Origin of the sequence: Chitinophaga sp. CF118 (assembly GCF_900112615.1) — a bacterium.
GTDB lineage: Bacteria > Bacteroidota > Bacteroidia > Chitinophagales > Chitinophagaceae > Chitinophaga.
Window position 1 is genome coordinate 39,080 of the sequence record NZ_FOMK01000015.1, and the last position, 19,270, is coordinate 58,349.

15 protein-coding genes are annotated in these 19,270 nt (G+C 40.5%); 11 read left to right on the forward strand and 4 right to left on the reverse strand.

The window, feature by feature from the left end:
* Positions 1 to 217: 217 nt before the first annotated feature.
* Together BM176_RS30900 and BM176_RS30905 are read left to right on the forward strand one after the other, a co-directional pair.
* Positions 218 to 2,260: an alpha-glucuronidase family glycosyl hydrolase gene (locus tag BM176_RS30900; RefSeq protein WP_090108377.1), complete on the forward strand. Its 2,043-nt coding sequence runs from the start codon at positions 218 to 220 to the stop codon at positions 2,258 to 2,260.
* A 12-nt stretch (positions 2,261 to 2,272) separates the two neighbouring features.
* Complete coding sequence (locus BM176_RS30905; protein ID WP_090108278.1) at positions 2,273 to 3,013, forward strand: SDR family NAD(P)-dependent oxidoreductase; 741 nt, start codon at positions 2,273 to 2,275, stop codon at positions 3,011 to 3,013.
* On the opposite strand, the gene BM176_RS30910 is transcribed toward BM176_RS30905, so the two are convergent.
* The 4 genes from BM176_RS30910 to BM176_RS30925 all read right to left on the reverse strand — a co-directional run bounded on the left by BM176_RS30910 (position 3,014) and on the right by BM176_RS30925 (position 9,257).
* The gene (locus tag BM176_RS30910) at positions 3,014 to 3,859 is read right to left on the reverse strand and encodes a universal stress protein (protein WP_090108279.1); all 846 of its coding nucleotides are present in this window, start codon (positions 3,857 to 3,859) and stop codon (positions 3,014 to 3,016) included.
* A gap of 555 nt (positions 3,860 to 4,414) precedes the next feature.
* Entirely contained in the window at positions 4,415 to 4,771 is a 357-nt protein-coding gene (locus BM176_RS30915; protein WP_090108280.1) for a hypothetical protein, read from the reverse strand.
* Positions 4,772 to 4,781: 10 nt separating this feature from the next.
* Positions 4,782 to 5,129: a hypothetical protein gene (locus tag BM176_RS30920; protein ID WP_090108281.1), complete on the reverse strand. Its 348-nt coding sequence runs from the start codon at positions 5,127 to 5,129 to the stop codon at positions 4,782 to 4,784.
* Between the two features lie 21 nt (positions 5,130 to 5,150).
* The gene (locus BM176_RS30925; RefSeq protein WP_090108282.1) at positions 5,151 to 9,257 is read right to left on the reverse strand and encodes an RHS repeat-associated core domain-containing protein; all 4,107 of its coding nucleotides are present in this window, start codon (positions 9,255 to 9,257) and stop codon (positions 5,151 to 5,153) included.
* A 167-nt stretch (positions 9,258 to 9,424) separates the two neighbouring features.
* Here BM176_RS30925 and BM176_RS30930 point away from each other — a divergent pair, with 167 nt between their 5' ends.
* The 9 genes from BM176_RS30930 to BM176_RS30970 are packed head-to-tail and all read left to right on the forward strand — an operon-like array spanning position 9,425 to position 19,142.
* Positions 9,425 to 10,030, forward strand: coding sequence for an RNA polymerase sigma factor (locus tag BM176_RS30930; protein WP_255373622.1), 606 nt, complete (start codon positions 9,425 to 9,427; stop codon positions 10,028 to 10,030).
* A 29-nt stretch (positions 10,031 to 10,059) separates the two neighbouring features.
* Complete coding sequence (locus BM176_RS30935) at positions 10,060 to 10,971, forward strand: hypothetical protein (protein WP_143097962.1); 912 nt, start codon at positions 10,060 to 10,062, stop codon at positions 10,969 to 10,971.
* Between the two features lies 1 nt (position 10,972).
* A complete protein-coding gene (locus tag BM176_RS30940) occupies positions 10,973 to 12,421 on the forward strand; it encodes a B12-binding domain-containing radical SAM protein (protein WP_090108284.1) in 1,449 nt (482 codons plus the stop codon).
* Between the two features lie 12 nt (positions 12,422 to 12,433).
* On the forward strand, positions 12,434 to 13,234 hold the full coding sequence (locus BM176_RS30945) for a class I SAM-dependent methyltransferase (RefSeq protein ID WP_090108285.1): 801 nt from the start codon (positions 12,434 to 12,436) through the stop codon (positions 13,232 to 13,234).
* A gap of 7 nt (positions 13,235 to 13,241) precedes the next feature.
* Positions 13,242 to 14,144 (forward strand): hypothetical protein, encoded by a 903-nt coding sequence (locus tag BM176_RS30950; RefSeq protein WP_143097963.1) that lies wholly within the window; start codon positions 13,242 to 13,244, stop codon positions 14,142 to 14,144.
* Complete coding sequence (locus BM176_RS30955) at positions 14,131 to 15,582, forward strand: lipopolysaccharide biosynthesis protein (protein WP_090108287.1); 1,452 nt, start codon at positions 14,131 to 14,133, stop codon at positions 15,580 to 15,582. Before BM176_RS30950 ends, BM176_RS30955 begins: the two co-directional genes overlap by 14 nt.
* Positions 15,579 to 16,799: an O-antigen ligase family protein gene (locus BM176_RS30960; RefSeq protein WP_143097964.1), complete on the forward strand. Its 1,221-nt coding sequence runs from the start codon at positions 15,579 to 15,581 to the stop codon at positions 16,797 to 16,799. Before BM176_RS30955 ends, BM176_RS30960 begins: the two co-directional genes overlap by 4 nt.
* Positions 16,796 to 17,878: a glycosyltransferase family 4 protein gene (locus tag BM176_RS30965; protein WP_090108289.1), complete on the forward strand. Its 1,083-nt coding sequence runs from the start codon at positions 16,796 to 16,798 to the stop codon at positions 17,876 to 17,878. The genes BM176_RS30960 and BM176_RS30965 overlap by 4 nt, the downstream gene beginning before the upstream one ends.
* Positions 17,865 to 19,142 carry an O-antigen ligase family protein gene (locus BM176_RS30970; protein ID WP_090108290.1) on the forward strand — a complete coding sequence of 426 codons (1,278 nt, stop codon included), beginning with the start codon at positions 17,865 to 17,867 and terminating at the stop codon, positions 19,140 to 19,142. Before BM176_RS30965 ends, BM176_RS30970 begins: the two co-directional genes overlap by 14 nt.
* Positions 19,143 to 19,270: the final 128 nt, after the last annotated feature.

A 19,270-nucleotide genomic window follows, 5' to 3' on the forward strand; every position in this document is an offset into this window, starting at 1 on the left:
ACAGGAAAAGCGGTTTTGTTAGATCAGATGAAGAAAAAGAAGTGATACAACAAGGTATGAGTGTATTACTCAATCCATCATAAAACATTGATTAACATTATTTTCCTATGCTTAAAATTAGTCATTCGCAGCTCCCTCCTTTAAAAAATCCTTATATTTAGATTATTTTTGCGACTTTTACGCAACCGATTGTAATTTAGCCAAGCCAATGTCCGTTATGAAGAAAACATTGCTTCTTTTGATGTTATTGCACTGTATACACAATTTACAGGCAGAAGATGGATATGAACTCTGGCTACGATACAAGCCAGTGGAGAATAAAGCGCTGCTGACAGCCTACCGGCAGGCTATCACAGCTGTACAGGTTTCAGGAAATTCAGCTACTACCGTTGTTATAAAAAAAGAATTAGCGCTGGGATTAAATGCATTGTTACAAACAACCATCCCTTTTGTAAGCACCCCTACAGGGAATACCCTTATTGCTGAACGTGGTTTATCGGAAAACTTAAAGGATCTTGGTACGGAAGGGTTCATTATCCGTTCAAAAACGATCAACGGAAAAAAGTGTACTATCATCACTGCGAATACAGATATCGGTGTGTTATACGGTGTATTTCATTTCCTTCGGTTATTACAAACAAGGCAATCTGTTCAATCGCTCGATATCGTTTCAACACCTCAAACCAAACTAAGATTACTGAACCACTGGGATAATCTGAACCGCTATGTGGAAAGAGGTTATGCGGGTATCTCCATCTGGAACTGGCATACTTTACCAGACTATATTGATACACGTTATATTGATTATGCCAGGTACAATGCATCCGTTGGGATCAATGGTACAGTCCTTAATAATGTAAATGCGAATGCAGAAATCCTTACCCCGGTTTATTTGCAGAAAGTAGCTGCGCTGGCAACAATATTCCGCCCCTATGGCATTAAAGTATATCTCAGTGCAAGGTTCAGTGCGCCTATGGAAATTGGTCATCTGAAAACTGCCGATCCCTTAAATGATACTGTACAACAATGGTGGCATGCGAAAGCTAAAGAGATTTACGCATTAATCCCAGACTTTGGAGGTTTCCTTGTAAAGGCTAACAGTGAAGGACAACCGGGCCCTCAGACTTACAATCGCAATCATGCTGATGGTGCTAATATGATGGCTGATGCTCTTGCTCCCTATGGTGGTATTGTAATATGGCGTGCATTTGTGTACGATGCAAAAGCCAGCGATCGCTTTAAACAGGCATACGATGAGTTTACTCCGCTGGATGGAAAGTTCAAAACAAATGTATTGGTACAGGTTAAAAACGGACCGATAGATTTTCAACCGAGAGAACCATTTTCTCCTTTGCTGGAGGCGATGCCGCATACGCCTCTCATGCTGGAATTTCAACTTACCCAGGAATACCTGGGCCAGGGTACTCACCTGGTTTATGAAGCTCCCTTATTTAAAGAAATACTGGAAGCGGATAATGGTATGGTGGAAAATGTAGTGAAGGGAATTGCGGCAGTGGCTAATACCGGTAATGAGCGCAACTGGACTGCTCATCCATTCGGACAGGCAAACTGGTATGCGCTGGGCCGGCTGGAATGGGATCATTCACTCAGCAGCTCCCAAATTGCGGACGAATGGATCAGGCAAACATTCAGCAACGAGCCCAAAGTAGTGAACTCCATTAAAGAGATTATGCTTTCTTCCCGCGAGGCTATCGTAAATTATATGACACCGCTGGGTCTTCATCATATTATGGGCAACGGTCATCATTACGGACCTGCGCCCTGGGGCTATAATACAGGAAGGGCTGACTGGAATCCGGTATATTATCATAAGGCAGATACCGCAGGTATCGGATTTGACAGGACCGGACTATTGCAATACAAACCATCGGTTCAACAATCGTATGCTGGCAACGAGCAATATTTATTGTGGTTCCATCATGTTAGCTGGTTACACAAAATGCATTCTGGTAGAAACTTATGGGAAGAACTTTGTTATAAGTATTACGCGGGAGTAGATACTGTGAAAGCTATGCAACAGAAATGGAATCAGTTGGAAGGATCTGTGGATGAAGAAAGATTCCGGCAGGTGAAAATGCTCCTGGCAATACAGGTTAAAGAAGCTATCTGGTGGAGGAATGCCTGCCTGTTATATTTTCAAACCTTTTCCAGACAGCCACTTCCTGCTAATTACGAACAACCTGATCATACACTTGAATATTATAAACAATTGAATTTCCCCTATGCACCGGGGAATTAATCTTATCTCAATATGCACAAAAGAGTAGCTATAGTAACAGGTGGAGGTTCCGGTATTGGACTGGCTATTGCGGAAAAGTTCACATCAAATGGTATTCTCACTGTTATTGTGGGTCGTGATGAAAACAAACTGAATGCGGCAAAGTCACAATTGGGAGACCTTTGTTTTCCTATCAGTCATGATGTCAGCAACCTCTCCACTATCCCTGTCCTCATTGAAAAAGTAATTCAACAGTTCGGGCAAATTGATATCCTGGTAAACAATGCTGGGATCAATATGAAGAAGGATTTTACTACTATCACTGATGAGGAATTCCAACAGGTAATTACTACCAACCTATGTTCGGTATTTGCGATTTCCAGGGAAGTAGTAAAACATATGCTTATTAAAGGCAGTGGCAGCATTATCAATATCAGTTCTATGGCTGCGCAATACGGTATACCACGGGTAATTGCCTATAGCGCCAGCAAAGCTGCTGTGGATGGAATGACAAGGGCGATGGCTGTTGAACTGTCTCCTAAAGGCATCCGCATTAATTCCATTGCTCCTGGGTTTATAGAAACCGCCATGACGGCTGTTGCTCTTAACACAGATCCTGAAAGGAAAAGTAAAGCATTGGGCAGAACTCCAATGGGATACCTGGGTCAGCCGGAAGACGTGGCTAATGCTGCTTTATTCCTGGCGTCAGATGCTGCGAAATATATTACAGGTGTGATATTACCTGTGGATGGAGGGAATGCGATCGGGTTTTAGCTACTTTGCCGGTATGGCTAGTAAAGGAATTTCTGTGTGATAGCTCATCCGTTTTGTATGACTGGGATGAAAGATCCTCTCCAGGAAACTTCTGTGATGGATAACCATTGCGAGTACATCTACTTCGGTTTCTTTAATATGCTTCTCTAATGTTTCACCGAACTCAGTACCATAAAGATGAGCCGTAGTAAGGGTATCCTCATTATACTGCTCTTTTAGCATTTTTTCGTATTCCGGAATTCCACGGTTGTATTCCAGGAAAGTTATGGCTATATCCTCATTATCATCAGTAAACAGTGCTACCTGGACCTGCGACATATATAAATCTGCAAGTTCAAACAGGGTATTCAGAATGGCGGGTTCTTTCTCCAAATGATTGGTGGCAAACAGAAATGTTTCTGGCTTCTTCCATTCATAATCATAAGGGATCACCATTACAGGTACCTTGCTTTTGCCTAACAGGTCGGCCGTTCTGCTGCCCCACAATTTTTGTTTTATACCACTGACGCCTAATGTTCCTACTACGACCAGATTAATACCTCTTTCGTCTGTTACCTGGAGTACTGCTTCATTCAGGCTAGCTTTGATTATCTGCGTATTTACAACGATCCCTTCCGTTCCTTCAATGCTTTGCTTTAGCTGATCCAGTTTAGTTTGTTCTTCGTGCACCAATGATTGCGTAAACTCCTTATTAACGCCCATATAATCGATGTACATATTACTTTTCATTTCAAAAGCATGCATGATAGTGAGTTCTGCGGGAAGAATTTTAGCTGACTGGACTGCAAAATTAACGGCATTATTTGCGCAGGTGGAAAAGTCTGTGAGTACTAAGATCTGTATCATAATGTGGAAGAATTATGTTGGGGTAAAGTTATTATGAAGTTAACCCAAAAGAACTGAAGATTGTTATTAAATCAGCGAAGGGGGGTATAGATTGTTATTGGGGGATAAGATTGTTATTGAGTGCGAGGGGGTATAGATTGTTATTGATCACAAATACACTGCGCCTGCCTGTTTAGTATCTTAATTTAACTTTGGAATAAGATTATAGATCAGATGTTTATTAAACTTCACCTTAACTTCACGGCAGACAAGGTGTATTTATAATCAATAACAATCTCACATTTTCAGATGTCGGACTAGAGCTCGACTTCGACTTCCTGTTACAATTTGTATTACTTACTATATATCTGGTTTCCCAATGTTCGATTTCCTGTTATAATTCAAGATCCATTTAGGTTCCCTTCCTTTCAGGATCCTTTCCCTTTAGGATCCTTTCACTTTAGGTTCCTTTCCATTTAGGTTCCCTTCTCTTTATGATCCGTTCCCTTTAGGATCCTTTCACTTTAGGATGCCCCTTCAGGATGCCTTTAGAATCCCTTCAGGGTTAGAATCCCTTCAGGATGCCTTATTACATATTAGGTCTAACCTCTCCTGAAGTGTTTTTTGTTCCTCTTTTATTTTAGTGATAATTGCTTCATTATAACAATATTCTTCGTCCTGTAAAACCAGCTCTAATGCATGGATGGCGAGTTTCAGATCATCTTCCAACTCGCTTACCGGCCATACGTATATATGGCCCAGTTGTATTAAACACCATGCTGCGGCCCGGAGTAAAGGAGTGGTTTCTTCATCCGGTCCTTTATTTGCAAGGCGCAATGTATGCCGTACTTTATCCGGAAGACTGGTTTTTTCCATCAATCCTCCAAGCCAGTCAGCGGCCTGGTCGTTATCCCATGGTCGTTCTCCCCACATGATGATAATTTTAGTGACCGTATTGATCAAGTTCTGAAAAAAGTGCATCGGCAGAGTCTTTTATACCCTGTCTGTATTTCACATTTATCTTACCTCCACAGCGCTCGAACCATCCATAAAAGGATTCCTTCCATTGTTTTACTTCGGCCCGTTTAATGCTGAGATTCGCATCATTCGGATATTTCCTGCTTAACAGTAATAATATATCGATATGCACCAGCATTACCTGAACAGGGCTATCTGAGGTTTTAAGATATTCTGCGCTGCTGTTAATTTGTTTCAATGCCAGGTTAAAATAACGTGCATTTTCCAGGTCTGCAGCTTCGTTCCCTTCGGGAGCTATGCTATAAATCTTCATTTTCTATAGTCGTTTAATTGTTTATTTACACTTGGCTGTTGGAATTACTTTCCTTGGTTCCTCTAGTTTTGGTACATCACTCAATGGATTCTTTGGATTCCAGCGTTCTATTTCACGTCCCCGGTTCTTATTGAGCAATCCTGATCTTTCAAGTTTCTCCTCAATACTATCGGTGGGATTGTAATCATCAATTCTCTCTCTCAAACGCTGACGAATTAAACCGCCTTCCAGTGATCTTGCCTGATCATGTGTAAGATCTTCTGCCAATACCTCCATATGAACAAATTCCTTACCATCTCTTACATGCTCATTTGCTCTTTCCAATGGTGTGCGGTCAGTAATACCGTAATATACAGTATTTCCATCTTTATCTATCAGTTGATAAACTGATTCTGCTAATCCGAAAATGTCCAGCCATATATTGGGGTCATGTACATATGCATATAACCTGTGCCCTCCATGCAGCCGGATCGGGTCCTGATTTATATATATTCCATCATCAGGACTATAATACCGGAAACGGTTATAGCATAATCCTGTTTCTACATCTTCATATTGCCCCTTATAACGGAAAGGTATAAATGCTTTGTCAGAACTTGATTTACGTACCTTTCCATAAATATCCAACTCACATTCCCAAACCTTTTCCCCGGCTTCATCATATACCTCACAGGGGGTGCCCAGGTAATCTGTAATAATAGAATATTTCCGGCCATTAATAATCTTTGCTGCGGGTGTAAATGTACTTTCCTCAAATACCCAGGTGGCAAGTGTTTCAGCTGGTACTGGTTCCGGATCACTTTGTAAATCTCCTGATTCATCGAGGGTGATGGCAGGTTTGTCTGCAGCCGGATAATTCCATTCGTGCAGCAATATATTTCCATCCCATAAAAACCGGGTCAGCTTTCCATTGTATTGCTTTTCAATTCGACGGCCTAAAGGATCATAACGGAACTCTACCGTTTTACCATCGGGACGAATTACTTTTCTAAGCATACCATTGCCATACCACTCATATTCCCAGGTAGCACCGCCAACAGGTGTTGCGGTCATTATTTTTCTTAGGAGATTGCCTTCTTCATCATAAATAAAACGGGTGTCGCTGCTTTCTTCCAGTTTCCCGCCCGGTTTGTATTTACGGTCTTTCCGTTCCTGTGTTTTATGAAGGTTACCTGCTTTGTCCGGCATACGATAATCATACTCCCCATTCTCATATTGTGCCCAGGCAAGATTGCCAAAATCATCATGACCAAATTTTACAGCACCGCCGTTAATGCCATTAATAATTTGTTTCAATTGCTGATTGGCATCCCAGCGATAATGACGGTTCCGGGTACTGTGTTTACCACTGCTCACCGTATGACCAGTGGGCATTCCGGCTTTATCATAACTCCAGCTGCTTTTTACATTACCGGGCAGGGTGCGTTCTATTTCCAGTCCTAATAGATTGCGCTCAATATGTGTAGTCCAGGGATCATGCAAACCTTCAATGCTTGCCTGGATATCTATTACATTTCCTGCTGCATCATGCTGCATTTGTATATTTGCACCAAGGCTGCTTTGAACAGCCTTACGTTTTCCATTGCGATCATAAGTGCTGGTAATTGTGTAACCGTTTTGCGATTCCTGCACCAGCCGGCCCATAACATCGCGTTGCAGTTTAACGGTACTGTGTTCATTCACCGCTTCTATGAGTTGACCGTTACGGTTATAACTATACGTTTCCCAGCTTCCATCACTATATTCAGCACGGGTTAACCGTCCGTTGTAATCATATTCATATTCTGTCCAGCGTTTACCAGGACGATGTACTTTAATTATTTTACCGGTGGCATCTCTTTCATAATCCCGGGTGAGGCCATCAAAGCCTGTCTCCTTGATAATATCGCCTCTTTGATTGCGGGTAAAACGATACATTTCTCCATGCTCATTGACTATACCTATAAGCTGCTCATCCTTGTTGTAAACGTAATGTACTTTTGCTCCGTTCTCTTCCCGCATTTTCAAACTGCCTAATGGGGTATATTCAAAATGAACATTGTGATGTTTATCCCGGATCTGGATTATTTCTTCATAGGCATTGTACTGAAACTGAATATGGTTGCCATCCGGCAGCCTCACTTCCGTTACCCTGCCTAGTGAATCATAATGGAAATACTGAGCTTGTTTCAGTGGATTCGTTGTGCTTATACAATGGCCCCAACTATCATATTTCCAGGAGGAATGTCCGGCATCGGGAAGTGTAATACCGGAAAGATTAAAGTCTTCATCATATTCCAGCAGGGTTTCTCTTCCCTGCGCGTTTTCCACTTTAATGAGCAGATTCTGGTCGTTATACCGGAAAACGGACATGCTGCCATCGGCTTCTGTAATAGTATGGAGCAGTCCTGCATGTTTTTCTCCTTTATAATAGATATAAGCCCTGCTGCTGCCTTGTGGATCGGTAGTTAATATCAGCCTGTTGTCCGCATCGTAATTGAAAGTACAGGCACTACCATCAGGTTGTACCACGCCTGTACGGTTACCCTGCTCATCATAAGTATATCCGGTTATATTGGCATCTTCATCTATTTCCCTGTAAACTTCAAAATCGTCTGTATAATCAATGAAGCTGGAGTTGCCCAACGGATCTTTGATTTGTGTAACCACAAAATCAGGAGTGTAATAATAGGTAGTAATGCCACCTTGAGAGTTGGTGATCAGATTATAACCATCTTCAGGATGATATTCTATCCATCCTTCCAGTATTCCTCCATTACCCCAGGTATGTTTGCAACGGCCTTTACTGTCATATTCCCAGTAAAAGATCTGGCCATCACGATCCGTTTTTTCCACCATCAGATGATTACGGTACCGGATATGCGTAGTTTGCCCCAGTGCATCAGAGATCCGGGTAAGATCGCCATCATCATTATAACCATATTGTACCAGCAACCGGGTAGCTCCCCGGTGATGAGCTGTTATTTCAGCAATTCGTCCTTCAGAATCGTTACGCAAATGTAAATGCCTGCCGGCGCTATCAATCACCCGCATCAGCTGGCCCTTACTATTGTAATGGAAACTGATCATAAAACCAGCTTCATTAAGGATAGTGTAAAGCCGGTATTGTTCATCCAGCGGATGTAACTTTCTGAAATGATAGCGTAATCTTTCTTTGTGATTGAATAACTGGTATTCATCGAGATCGGTCCGGGTCAGCGTCATTCTTTCATGACGATTGTAATCACTCTGCCCCGTATAAGGCAGGGCTTCAAACAGAATACCACGCCCATCGCCCAGTAATACTCCGGTGAGATCTCCTTCCAGTGCTTCCACTATACGCATATCATAACTGAGCTGGGTACCGTGTCCCAGCAATCCATTATGAGCGCTATCGCTGTTCCAGCAGCGTTCCCATTTGAGAGGTATAGGTCCTGGCAGTTCGAAATCAGTGCCCTCGTAAATCACAATTCCCTGCACCAGATCTACCGGTTCAAAACCCAGCTTACAAAGAACTTTACTCAGTTTATTGCTCTCTCCCAGTTTCCCTTTCAGATGCCAGTTTGCTTTTTTGAGTCCTTTACCTACACTTTTCAGTCCCTTGCCCAGCCCTTTCATAAGTGCGCCAAAACCAAAGGACATCACCAGATTTAACAACGCTCCGCTCCAGTCCGGCACAAAAGGTCCTCCTACCATAACCGGTTTGCCAAAAGACAGTGGAATGGAAAAAGATGTAGGCAAATACATACTGGGAATAGGTTTCATCTTTTTACCCGGTTGCAGGGAAAGCGGGATACCTATATCATTACAGGTCATAAGCATATGACCGGAAGGGCTCATGAGATTTCCTTCCACCTTTACCTTTTTGCTACCGAAAAAATTCACGGAATCGTGGCCTATCATGGGGGCCAGCAGGAAAGGTCCACCCATAGGAATATGGAACAGAATAATAATAAGGCCACTTGTATCACTTTTACCCCGGGGTACATGATTGATTTTAGTTGTGGCACCAATAAAAGGAATGTAATCCATAGGGTCCAATACAAAACCAATATATGGATGGGGTAAGGGCACGGGGAATCCGAATAGGATAACTATATGAATGTCCAGCCCTATAACCGGCGTAAAATGCTTGTTACTTACCAACATGGTAGCTGTTAATTTTTGAGGATCAATAGATTGGCAAGGGCTAAATAAAACCGGGTTACACTAATGGGTTAGGATATTAGTGTGATACAATATAAGAATTTTTTTTTCTCCCCAGGCAACCTTTTCCTGTAACCCCTCGTATTACTACAATATAAGAGCAGCAAACTGTGGAAAGCACTAAAAAAATTGTCCCGCTAAAGGGATATAATCTGTCCGCCATCCTGGATGGGTGCCGGCAGGGAATTCCTACCTGGCAAAATGCCTTATATGAGCATTATTACGGCTTTGCCAATTCAATCTGTATCCGGTATGCATCTACAGATGAAGATGCGCTGGAAGTAATGAATGATGGCTTTCTGAAGGTGTTTAAAGGCGTTTTGTCATTCGTAGTTTATGGTGATGAAAGTACCTTACCGGTCGTTTTTATGGCCTGGTTAAAGCGGATAATGATCAACACCAGCATTAATCATTCAAAACTTACGGCAAGACGTATTTCATGGACAGTTGCAGATAATACTTTGAATAGTGTTGCATCTCACATGGAAGATCCTATGGAAAACATGGCCTATAATGATTTGGTAAAACTGATCCAGCAACTCAGTCCGGCTTATCGCAGCGTATTTTGTCTTTTTGCAATTGATGGCTTTACGCACGAAGAGATTTCCAGGATCCTAGGTATTTCCGTGGGTACATCCAAGTCTAATCTATTGAAAGCGAGGAGGAATTTGAAAAGAATGCTTGAGCAGCAAATGCAAATGGTAATGGCATCATGAGAGAAATGACCACTGGAAAAATATTTTTTATGGGAGCATTAAGGGCAGGCAGCACTAATTACTCACTTCCGGTAAGCGATGAGCTTGTTGATTCTGAGATCCTGAACCTGATGAAATACTTCAGCTTGTTCAGGCATCCGCTTAAACTGAGTGAGATCTATAAATTGTTGCCGGATAATATTACCGAACTGTCTGTTAAACTGGCGCTGAGAAAAATGGATATTTCCGGCACAATCAGAAAGATCGATGAATATTATCTATTGGCGGCAGATGATGATGCAATTATTGAAAAACGCATTGTAGGCGAGGCAAAGGCTACCTATTTATTCCCCAAAGCAAAAAGAACTGCCCATTTTATTTCACTTTTCCCCTTTGTGAAATTTGTGGGCATCTCAGGTTCCCTATCAAAGAATTATGCTGATGAAAATACTGATTTCGATTTTTTCATCATTACTGCTAATAATACTTTATGGATTTGCCGCACTATCCTGCACCTGGTAAAGAAACTGAGCTTTCTAATTGGCAGGCAACATCATCTCTGTATGAATTACTTCATTGATGAACATTACCTGCGACTGGATGAAAAGAATCTTTTTACCCGTATAGAATTAAGTACGCTTATTCCTGTTTATAACGAGAGTATTTACAAAACTTTCTTATTAAGAAATCAAAGTAATCTCTCTAACATCCAACATCTGGATGTTGATTTCGAAGGTGCGGTTCAATTTAACATGAGAATGCTGGGGAAGAAGAACCTGTTTCTGAAATCACTGAATCTTTTTCTGATGGACCTGACCGACAAGATGTGGAAACATAAGTGGAGAAAGAGAGGTTTCCCAATGGAAGATTATCAGCTGGCCTTTAAAACCACGCCTTATGTTTCCAAGAACCATCCGGCCAATTATCAGAAAAAAGTATTAGAACAATTACAAAAGAAATAACTTGAAAGTCTTATTCAGTCATTCTTATTTTCTTCAGTTCGATCCTAAGCAGGTCGCACATGCAAAGCCTTATCCTCCATTAGGTACAATACTGGCTGCGGCTGTTCTGAGAGAAAACGGATACGAAGTTGCTTTGTTCGATACAATGTTCGCTAACGCGCCGGAAGAGCTGATACCTGTCCTGAAAGAATTTAAACCGGATATCTTCGTTATCTACGATGATGGTTTCAATTACCTTACCAAGATGTGCCTGAGCAATATGCGCGAGGCGGCATTCCTGATGCAGCAATATGCGAAAGCTTATGGTTGCAAAGTAATAGCTACAAGCTCTGATGCGGCCGACCATTTCGATAAATATTTAAACAATGGGGCCGATTATGTGATTTCCGGGGAAGCTGAATATACACTGCTGGAAACGGTTCAACAGTTAGAGAATAAGATCCCTTCCGTTGAAAATATAAAAGGCCTGATTTATTCAGAAGCAGATGTTCCGAAGAAGAATCCGTTAAGACCAATCTCAAAACATTTGGATGAACTGCCGCTGCCTGCCTGGGATCTGATAAACATTGAACCGTACAAAAAAGTATGGCTCAAAAAACATGGGTACTTCTCTATCAATATTGCGACTACCAGGGGATGCCCTTATAAATGCAACTGGTGCGCCAAACCAATTTATGGCAACAACTACAATATGCGTAGTCCTGAAAATGTTGTGAAAGAAATAGTACTATTGAAACGGCTGTTTAATATGAACCATATCTGGTTCTGCGATGATATTTTCGGACTGAAACGTAGCTGGGTAAAGGAATTTGCAGACCAGGTTAAAGCTGCTGGTGTAAGAACTCCTTTCAAGATTCAATCACGTGCCGATTTGCTGGTACAGGAAAAATATGTGACAGACCTCGAAGCTGCTGGTTGTGAGGAAGTATGGATGGGGGCAGAAAGTGGTTCACAGAAGATCCTGGATGCAATGGACAAAGGAACAACCATTGAGGAAATTAAGCAGGCCAGGAAATTGTTACAGCAATATGGTATCCGGGCTGCCTTTTTTATTCAATATGGCTACCTGCACGAAACCGTACAGGACATAAATAAGACGATCGACTTAATTACGGAAACATTGCCCGATGATATTGGTATCTCTGTTTCATACCCATTGCCGGGTACAGCGTTCTATGAGAATGTAAAGCAGGATATGATAACGAAAGAGAACTGGACAGATTCCGACGATCTGGATATCATGTATTCAAATACGTACGACAGTCCGTTCTACAAAAAGCTGCACCGGTATACTCATTACACTTACCGCCTTGAGATGTTAAAAAGTAATGAAAGTGTATTTCCGGTAAACCTCTTTAAAACGCTGAAATATTCCTTTTTAAAACGCAGGCTTAAACAGGAACTAAGCGTATACACAAAAGAAATTTCAACAGGGTATGTACAGCATTAAACCAATCTGACTATGACCAGCAACGACCAATTGGTAAGCCAGGCATTTTCATTACAGTCTGCGGTTTTCGACAAACTAAATAATGAAAATAAATTAACAGCGCATCTGCGCGCTATATACCGCGAAGAGATCCTGAAACAGGCGATGGAAGATACCTGTTTTCTGGAATTAAACTGTGGTACTGGGATCGACACGCTGTTTTTCGCAAATCAGGGATTCAGATTATTATCTACCGATATCGCTGCCGGTATGCTGAATGAACTGGACCGTAAAATCCAGGAGCAGCATTTAGAAGATGCTGTAAGCACCCGGTTATGTTCTTTCAATGAACTGAACAAATTAGGAAATCAGAAATTCGATTATATTATATCCAATTTTGGCGGTTTAAACTGTACCGGCAGTCTGGACCAGGTGCTTGATCAATTCAATACCATTTTAACGAAAAAAGGGAAAGCTACATTGGTGATAATGCCTAAAGTTTCGCCCTGGGAATTGATTATGGCACTGAAAGGAGATTTTAAAACCGCGTTCAGAAGGTTTAAAAAAAATGCTACGGCACATATTGAAGGGGTGCATTTTCCTGTGCACTATTATAATCCTTCTTATGTAAAGCGGCATCTGAAAAAGGATTTTGATGTGCTTACCTTAAAAGGGATCTACTTTGCTGTGCCCCCGGAATTTTACCAGGGATTTGTAGAAAGGTATCCCCGTTTATATAAATTCCTGCAAGTGGTAGAGCAGCGCTTAAGCAATTATTTTCCTTTTAACATTTTCTGCGATCATTATCTGATTACAATCCAAAAGAAATCCTAGTCTGTCTATGCAAGAAGAAAGAGCACCAAATGATGAGCTAACGATTAATGAATTTAATGAGCAAATAAAAATATTAGTCCATTTTATTCGGTCAATTATTTATCAGTACTGCAAAGGGTTCAAGCGCTATTGGTTTGTAATGACATCCCTGTTGATAGTGATAACTGCGGGAGGATTATTATATTTTTCCCATGCAGAAAAGAAATTTGAAGGTAAGGCTTCGTACGAGTATACTTCTTTAAAAAGAAAATTGTATGGGGAAGCAATTGACAATGTGAATGCACTTATTCAAACGAAATCCTACCTTCAGTTACAGGATATATTACCGGTAAGTGTAGATCAGTTAGAGCACATCCGGGAAATAAAAGCTACCAACAATTATGGGAGTATACTGTCGGATGATATGACGGAGAATAATAGCAAGATCTTTTATATCTCTGTGAAAAGTACAGATCATGCGGTATTTGATAGCCTGGCTATTACATTGGAAAACTATCTTAATAATATTGTTGCTGTGCGGGAACTCCAGCAACAGAGGATAGAAAAGTTTAAAAGGGCTATTACATACAGGGAAAAAGAACTGATAGCCCTGGATTCCCTGATGCATGCATATACCAATAGTTTGAGCAGCAATACACAATCAGTTTACCCGGTCCAGAAAAGCCAGATTAATACAGAAGCACTTTTTGAGAAAGGCGAAAAGATTACGGAGGAAATTGCGGATATGCAGTCCTTCCTGCAAGACCCACGAGCCGTAAAATTACAGGAGCCGTTCCTGGTAAGTCAGATTCTCCTGCGAAAGTCTGTGCTGAAAATTGCGGCGGTAATTATAATAATGTACATTGTAGTAAGTGGACTACTCCTTTTTATTTTATTAAATATTACCAGGCCAGAACATGTTCCGGAATAAAAATATCATCAATAGCTTTTGGAATATAGCGGACATTTTCCTGTATCCGGTGCTTTTTTTCGTGAGCACCTCTTTCTTTATCAAACACCTGGGACAGGCACAGTTCGGGATATGGATGCTGGTAAATACCATAGTGGTATCTATGCAGCTTTTTAATCTGGGTATAGGCAGTATGGTATTGAAAAATATCGCCTTGTATACCGGAAAGCGGGATGAGGAAGGGAAAACTGGTACAATGAATAACGCGCTGAGCATTACCATTGTGCTGTTTGTATTTTCTATATTACTCTCACTTACAGGGTTTTTCCTGGTATCTCAGCATCATTTGTTTGAAATAGGAGAAGGTTACAGGCAGTTGTGCGCTAAAAGCTGCGGCCTTGCGGGATGTATAGTTGGGATAAAATTCTTCGAACAAATATTCACCAACTACTTCAAAGCATTAGAGCAATACAAAATTGCGGCACTGCTGGGAAGCGGGAACAGGTTGGGCGGATTATTGCTAAATGTGTTACTGCTTGCTATCTTTCCGCTTGATATTACGCAACTCCTGCTGGTAATAATAATTGTAAACGGTTTATTTATCCCTTTTGCATTTGTGCTAATGAGGCGGAGTTTGCCGGGTTATTCATTTAAGTTCAACCTGAAAATTCCTAAACACGAAATATCATTTGCCGTGCTCACATGGCTGCAATCACTTGCTATTATTCTTACTTTCCAGTCGGACAGGTACTTAATAGTCAATTACTTCGGATTGATAGTATTGAGTTATTATGCACTTATTGCTACAATGTTCAATCATTTGCATATGGGACTCAGTGCTATTCTGCACTGGATCTCTCCCAAGTTTACAAAAATGCATGCACAGGAGCTGGATAGCCTGGACCTATATATGGCTGCAAGAAATGTAGTAACCAGCTGTGCTGTCATTTTCCTGCTTGTGCTCTATATTATCTATCCCTATATCTTCAAAATTATCCTGGGAACGGAAACCGCCAGTGAAGTGCATGAATACACTAAGTATTTCATTTCATTTGAATCATTCTTCGCCCTTAGTATTGTGCCTACCTACTATTTCAATGCAGTAGGCCATGAGCGGACTTATTTATATTATGTGTTGTTTTTCTGCGTGCTTGCATTAACAGGCATGTTTGCCTGTATACATATATTTCATCAGCCGGTTGCTGTACTATACGGACTGATTGGGGCCTGTGCTGTAAGTATGATAGTATTGGAAATGATTCTGAACAAAATACTCACAGGCAGTTTCATGGTGCTGTCCTGCATTGTTCAGATGCTTCCCTCCTTTTTCCTTTCAGCATTTATATTCTTATCCAATCCTTTATTACAATGCGTGAGTATCCTGTTAGCGATCCTGACACTCTATCTCACACATTTAAGAGGTAACAGAAGTAAAATTTTATTATTGGTAAAATCGTGAGCAATTACAAAACATATCCTCTCTTTCTTTTCGTTGCAATTGTGTATACGTTCTTTAACAGTGTACTATTGCCCGAGGGACTATATTATACTACCTTACTAACACCTTTCTTTTTTATTAATTTAATAAGACAAAAGTATCTCAAATATTACTTTCACTTCCTTATCATTTCATTACTGTTTGCATGTATACAATTGCCAACTGTAGAATATCCGAAGGATTATATCGTATCGTTCGTGTTATTACAAACACTGGTTATGTTTGTACTCAATGCTTACCTGTTTTTTAAAACAGCGCATGCCACAGGCAACGTGTTTAAAAGTCTTGCTACCATAAATATTGTATTGGTTCTGGTAGCTTTAATAACGCTGTTTATTCCATTCATCCGTCCTGTTCTTTGGTATTTACTTCCCATAAGTCCGGACATACCCATTATCCCGAGGTTAAAACTGTTCACTTTCGAAGCGTCTTATTATTCTCTGGTCATGTTTCCCATTGCCGGATATTATGCTTTAAAGAAAATACTGCTGAAAAGTGAATATAATATCCTGTTCTTTACACTATGCCTTTCCTTATTGCTCAGTTTCTCTCTGGGGGTAATGATCACATCCTTTATCGGGATCATATTTGTCCTCTCGTTAAACATGGAGAAATTAAAGGGCAGGGTGAATATTACATTTTTAATGATAACATGCTGGGGAGTACTGGCAAGTTTGCTGGTGCTTTTTCTCTTTTACCGGCATAATCCGTTATTTGGAAGACTTCAAAATATTTATACAGGGAAAGACACTTCTGCAAGGGGGCGTATAACTGACTCATTTTATATTGCCTGGAATGTTACGAAAACGAAATCGATATGGTTTGGTGCCGGATTAGGACAGTTTAAACATATAGGGAAGGAATTCTCCAACTACTTTTACTCCTATTCAAAAATCCCTGTAACAAGAGTTTACAACTCCGTGGCAGAAACATTTTGTATCTATGGAGCGCTGGGAGTAATACTCCGGTTTTATGCCATCATATATCTTTTCATAAAGACAAAAGTCTGGGAAAACTACTACCGGCAATTGCTGTTCATATTTATTTTCATCTATCAGTTTACCGGTAGTTATCTTTTCAATCCTGCGGAGTACGTGATCTGGATCCTGGCATTTAGTCCGGCTTTATTCCCTCAGTTTAACAGAACAAATTTCATTCTTAATACAAAGCAGCTATGAGAGTGTTGTATATAAGTAGGGCCACATTATATTCCGCAAGAGGAGGCGATACTATTCAAATTGAGAATACAGCCAATGAACTGAGAAAGCTGAATATAACTGTTGATATTAAACTTTGTAATGACAGGCATATTGACTACAGGCAATATGAGCTTATTCATTTCTTCAATATTATCCGTCCGGCAGATATTATTTTCCATATAGACAAGAGCAGGCTCCCCTTTGTCATCTCCCCTATCTATATGGATTATGCACAGATTCCAAAAGTGTACAAACAATTCATGTACAGGTTCCTGTCATTCTTCAAAAAGAATACACAGGAGTATTTTAAATGTTTAGCACGAAGTTTAAAAAATGGAGAACGGATTATGTCCTGGAAATACATATTCTATGGTCATAAAAGATCCATTGCATATATTTTGAAAGGATGTGCCTGTCTTCTTCCCAATTCTTTTAGCGAATATGAACGCCTGAAAAAGGATTTTAAAGAAGCCGGCACATTTGCAGTGATTCCCAATTCCATCGATACGTCTATTTTTAATCAATTAGAATCTTTACAACGGGAGGATGCAGTAATATGTGTGGCGAGAATAGAACCCTCCAAGAACCAGCTGAATATTATACGGGCACTCAAAGAGGTGGATATACCATTGACCATCGTGGGTGATGCGGCGCCCAATCACCATGCCTATTACAATGAATGCCGGGAAAATGCTTACGATAAAGTAACCTTTATCAACTACCAGGATCAGGAAACAATTGCAACATTATACAACAAACATAAAACCCATATTCTGGCCAGCTGGTTCGAAACAACCGGCTTAAGTTCCCTTGAGGCAGCGGCTTGTGGTTGCACACTTGTAATAAGTGATAAAGGGGATACCAGGGAATATTTTTCAGACAATGTTGAATACTGTGATCCGGGCGATTTGCAGAGTATAAGAACAGCGGTTCAGTATGCATTGAAAGCACCGGCGAACAATTCCTTCACGGATAAGATTGTTCTTCAGAACAACTGGACCGAAACTGCTATCAAAACGCTGGAGGCGTATAAAAAAGTTTGTTATGCAAGTAATTGAATCCAGGAAAGAAATCATTTTCAATAAACTGTATTTAATATTTACGGGGTTATTGCTCATTTCCGCTATCCTGGGAGGGCGATTCGGCAGTATTAACAGCATCAGCACTATTGCTTTATTAGTGGTATGGATAGCTGAAGGAGATTTCAGCACAAAGTGGAAACGCTTAAAAGGCAGTCCTCTTGTATATTTTACTACCTTTTATTTCCTGTTGTATGTATTGAGTATCTGGATTTCCAAAGATAAAAACCAGGCGTTCAATCTGGTGCAAAGAGAATTTGTTATTCCGATAATATTTGCTTCTAAAAAAACATTTAAAAAGGAGCATATTTATTTCCTGCTAAAGCTGTTTGTGTATGGAACATTTGTATGGATGAGCCTCGCCAGCATTCTGGCAATGAAACAATATTTTACGAGCGGTGATGCTTCTGTATTTCTATATCATGCGCTGGCATATAATGTTGAATCGTCTGCCATCTTCGCATCTATGTTATGTGTGATAAGTGTTGCGGTCATTTTATTTGTTCCGGCTTCTGCCAGATGGAAAATAGTCATGTATGTTTTCTTTACCATCTGGCTGCTCCTGCTTTCTTCCAGAATGTTCCTGTTCATACATCTTGTAATTTCAGCAGTTAATTTGTTCACTTACCTTCCCAGAAAGTACAGGGCCATTCCTGTTGGCGGCATTTTCGCTATCGTAGCACTTTTAACCTTTACCAATAATCCTGTTAAAAGCAGGTTCCAGGAACTGGAGTTATTTCATACTTCCTATCTCACTCAGCCAACGTTTAACGAAGGCATCTATTTCGACGGACTAAGCCTGCGGCTGATCTATATACGCTTCTCATCCGAAATAATGAGAGAGCATAATAGTTATCTGTTGGGCGTAGGCACTGGCGATGCAGCAAATCTGTTGCGGGATAAGATCCGTGCCTATCATATGCATATTGGTGATGGCAGTAATTCCGAGAAAGGAGGATATCTTCAGTATTCCTTTCATAATGTATACCTGGAAAGTTTTGTATCATTTGGCATTATAGGATTGCTGGCAGTCTTAATGTTATACGGATATATAGGTTATGCCGGAATAAAGAACAGGATGGCTTTGTTAAGGGACATGTGTATCATTATTTTCCTCAGCTCATTTACAGACGTGATCGTTATTAATGATCAGTGCGATCTTTCATTAATATTAACCGTCTGCTGTCTTTCTATAACACTTATCCAGACAGATAAAAACAAGTATAGTGAACAGCATCTATAAAAATATTATCCGTGTCCTCACATCCGGGGAGAGAAAGCAGGTAAAAGTGTTTATTGTGTTAAACACGTTCATCAGTTTACTGGATATATTTTGCATTATATATTTATTGTTTGTCTTAAAATTTTATA